The organism is Streptomyces sp. NPDC043812, from assembly GCF_056436245.1.
The window spans coordinates 1-4,035 of the sequence record NZ_JBWKCY010000077.1; the positions used below are offsets into that span (position 1 = coordinate 1).

At 68.3% G+C, this 4,035-nt stretch carries 3 protein-coding genes; all 3 read left to right on the top strand.

Translation table 11 applies throughout. The annotated features are described in order from the left end of the window. Nucleotides 1-202 precede the first annotated feature (202 nt). The 3 genes from AC067Z_RS38575 (at nucleotide 203) to AC067Z_RS38585 (ending at nucleotide 3,507) form a co-directional block, all read left to right on the top strand. On the top strand, nucleotides 203-763 hold the full coding sequence (locus tag AC067Z_RS38575; RefSeq protein WP_478794309.1) for a hypothetical protein: 561 nt from the start codon (nucleotides 203-205) through the stop codon (nucleotides 761-763). A gap of 548 nt (nucleotides 764-1,311) precedes the next feature. Next, the gene (locus AC067Z_RS38580) at nucleotides 1,312-2,586 is read left to right on the top strand and encodes an MFS transporter (RefSeq protein ID WP_478794310.1); all 1,275 of its coding nucleotides are present in this window, start codon (nucleotides 1,312-1,314) and stop codon (nucleotides 2,584-2,586) included. Between the two features lie 222 nt (nucleotides 2,587-2,808). Further along, complete coding sequence (locus AC067Z_RS38585; protein WP_478794311.1) at nucleotides 2,809-3,507, top strand: hypothetical protein; 699 nt, start codon at nucleotides 2,809-2,811, stop codon at nucleotides 3,505-3,507. The last annotated feature ends 528 nt before the right edge of the window (nucleotides 3,508-4,035 follow it).

Sequence of the window (4,035 nt, forward strand, 5' to 3'; positions counted from 1 at the left end):
CCCCAACCACCCACCACGGCAATCACACTGATCCCGCCCACCAAAACAACCAGCAAACACCAGAAAAAGACCTAAATCACCGGTATTGGGCCTAGTTGGCCTGTGAGCACTTGGGGTCCCCGATCGGACGCAGGTGTCGGAACGCCTTGTCGCCTGCGAATATGTTGTTCGCATGGGTGGCTCACAGGAAGGAGTGGCGGCCGTGAGGGCGCTGGTAGAGGAGGCTGTCACAGACACACTGCGTCGTGCGGGCGGCGAGACGGTCCGTCTGTACGTGGCAGCGTGCGTCGAGCGGATGGCGCCGCTGTTGGTGGGGTTGCGAGCCGGCGAAGCAGGCCGGGAAGCTGACCTGGACTTCTACGTGGAGTCCGTACGCGACCTCCGGTGCGCCGACCGCCCGCTCGCCGACACCTCCGATCGCGTCCGCAAGCTGGAGCAGTTCCCCGAGCTTCAGCCGCGAGACGAGGGGATCTCCGGTGTCGCCGACACGTACGCCTTCTTCGCCGCTCTCGTCCTGCGCCACGCCCTGGTGGCCAACCGCTCCGGGAGCGCGGAGGACGCGGTGTCCTGTGGTCATGTGGCGCTCACCTCGATGGGGATGCTGGATCAGAACGTGGGAGGCGCTGTCTTCCGTGATGAGGCGAAGCGGCTTCAGCTCCTGTCGGTGTCCGGTGATGTCGCGGGGCTGTGGGAGGCGAGCGTCGAGGCGGGGCGGGAACGGTTCCGCGCCGTGCTGAGCCGTCCCGCACGCGGCTCCGGCTGAAGGCACGGCACCCCGAATCCGAGCGTTACCCACCGCGATACGCGGAGTGAGCGCGGTTGCCCAAATCGGCCGCCTACAGCGCTACGTCACCACTGCGGAGACTGTGGACTTCAGTTGGCACCTGGACGCCTTCGAGCAGGCCGCCGTCTTCTGCGAGCGGTGGGCGGCGGCGGGCTGCGACGACCTGCCCGACCTGTGCGCCACGATCCGCCGGGATCACCGTGAGGGCATGCCTTGTTCCGGGGCCGTGCAAACTCCCGCCGGGCCGGAGGCGCGGGGGCATGCCGGGCTGGGGCCCGGCCGTCTGTCACGGGAATCGCCTTTCGTGCTGAGCCGTCGAGGGTTAATGTCCGGGCAGCGAGTGACCCACGAGGAGTTGAGAGATGGTCGGTCGTCCGAGCGCGCGTTGACGCTGTAGGCCGTGATCGGCCTGTCATCGCGTGCTGCCCTTGATGTTGCGGCACAGCGAGCCTTCCCCTGCCTGAATCGCAGGCGCACCTGGTGTGCGCCGGTGATGGGCCTCGTCGTCGGCAATCCAAGGGATCTTCGTGCCGTCCGCTTCCTCCGCTGAATCCGATTCCGCTCGGCCTGTTCCGTCAAGCCTGTGGCGGGACGGCGATTTCCGCAGACTCTGGGTGGGTCAGACGGCCTCCCAACTCGGCGAACACACCACTCTGATCGTTCTCCCGCTCTTCGCCGTCCTGACGCTCAACGCCGACGCCGGCGAGTTGGGCGTCCTCCGCGCTGTGGGGCAGGCGCCGCTCCTGTTGCTCTCGCTCTTCGTCGGCGCGTGGGTGGACAGGTGGCGGACCCGCACGGTGATGGTGGTGACGGACGCCGGCCGGACCCTGATACTGGGCGCCGCCGCCGTGGCCGGTCTCCTCGGTTGGCTCGGTCTGCCCGCGCTGCTCGTGGTCGCCTTCGCCGTCGGGGCGCTGTCCGTGTTCTTCGACGTGGCCTATCAGGCGTCTCTCGTACGACTGGTGAAACGCGATCAGTTGCTGCAGGGCAACAGCGCGCTCGAGGGCAGCCGTTCCGCGGCGCAGATCGGCGGGCCCGCCCTCGGCGGTGCGTTGGTGTCACTGCTGTCGGCACCGATCGCTGCTGCCTCCAGCGCGGTGCTTTTCGCGTTGTCGTTCCTGTCGATCCGGCGGATCCGTCGGACCGAATCGATCCCGGAACGCTCGGAACGTCCCCCTCGGGTATGGCGACGGATCCATGAGGGCCTCCGCTTTGTCGTCGGCGATACCTCGCTGCGGACCGTGTGCCTTGCCTCGGCAGCCTTCCAGTTCTCCTTCGCGGCCATGATGACCGTCTATCTGCTCTTCCTGCCGCGGGAACTGCACTTGTCCGGCACCACCGTCGGGCTGGCGCTCGCGACGACGGGGCCGGGCGCGATGCTGGGCTCGATGCTGGCCGCTCGCCTGCCGAGCCGGTTCGGTTACGGCACGGTGCTCGTGTCCGCAGCGGCACTCGGCGATGGCGCGTTCCTGTGTGTGCCCGCCCTGCACGGTTCCTCTGCGGTTGCGGTTCCCGTGCTCCTGGCGGTCAGCTTCGTGTTCGGGGCCGGCGGCCAGTTGGTGAATGTCACGCTCATGGCGGTGCGGCAGGCCGTCACGCCGGACGGGTTGCAGGGCCGCGCGGCCGCGACGATCACATTCGTGGGCATGGGGATGGCCCCGCTCGGCTCTCTGCTCGGCGGGTTTCTCGCAGCGGAGTGGGGATTGCGCACCAGCCTCCTGGTGACGGCCGCGGGCATGATGTTGTCCCCGGTGGTGATCGCATTGTCCCCGCTCGCACGCCTGGGACGGGCACTCCCTTGAAGCCCACGGGACGGGCGCCCGCGAGACCAGCAACTGCCCTCCAAGTGACGCTCGAAACCCCATCAGTACTTCGGGCAAAACCGGCTCCGGGCCGCCACGAGCTCGCCTCAGTCGGAGCGACACGCGAGTCGGTCGGACATGAACAGTCGCTCGCACGTGGGTCGGACCGCTCGCACGCTGGGAATGAGCCCACGAAACGCTCGGGAAGCGGGGGAGGTATCGGTGAGCGGGAGATCGCGGATGAGGGTGGCCGGTGCGCTGGTGGGGGTCACCGTCTCGGTGCTGACGTGCGGGCTGGCCGTGGTCGCGGTGGTGCTCGTTCCCGCGTGGTGGCCCCACCCGGCGGTGGCCGTCGTGGCAGGGCTGTTGCTTCTCGGTGTGGGGTTCGCACTGATCGCCGTGTGTTTCATCCGTCTTGGTCCTTGGCACTTCGGGGTGGCCGCAATCGTGGAGTGTCTGCTGGCTGTGGGGTTGCTGCTGTTTCTCGACCAGGCCGTGCTCGACGTGTGGGGCAAGCCGCTGGAGACCGTCGTCACCGAAGCCACTCGGCATCACAGAAACGCACCGACGGGGAAGGCCACCGGATCCTGGTGGGAGTGCTCTCTGGAGCGGCTCGACGGAACGGAACTCGAACGCAACCTCAGAGAGTCGGACTTCGTCCCGCTGGGGGAAGCATGCCCCGCCGGCGCGAAGGCAGGAGACCGGCTCGTGGTGTACACGGTGCCTGGAGGGTTCGCCGCGCCGCAGACGAACAGCCCTGTCGGGGGCATGTGGCTGGTTGTCGCGTTCACTGCTGCCGCCACCATGGCAGCGGCGACGTTCACGTCCGTCGGAATGACTCGCGCGGGTGCGCCGAGAGCAGGGCAGACGCCGCGTCTGACACGGGGCCGGGCAGAAGATTCGCCGCCCGCCCGCACCTGAGACAGCCGGCCTGCCGCAGACGCGTTGCAGGGCGGGGTCTCCGACGTCGACCGCGGCTCGTGCGTCCCCACGAAGCCCGCCCTGCCAGACGACGTTCCTCACGGCCGGGCCGAGGACAGCGCCCTCACTTTCCCGTCATGATCGCCGGCGAGACGCGCGATCTCGGCCCCGTCCGGGTCTTTTCACCCGCATGTCACAGCCGACGATGCGGACCGCGTACTCGCCGCCATCGCCACAGGCAACTTCTCCGGCCTCGAACTCAGGCTGCGGCCCACCGCCGACCAGCGATTCGAGTCGTCCTCGACAGCGCACTACTGGCCATCTCTCCAAACCAGCCCGTCCCCTCGGCCCGTACGCCCTCGACGGCGACATCGAACCCACCTGACCGGACGCCCGCCGTCCGGCAGGCCAGGCGTCAGCCCAACCAGACGATGTCGATGAGGTACAGGCGCCGGGAGGGCCGGTTGATCCAGAGATAGAACGGCCTCATGAGTTCGATCGACGACCAGATCGCGAAGGCCGAGTGCC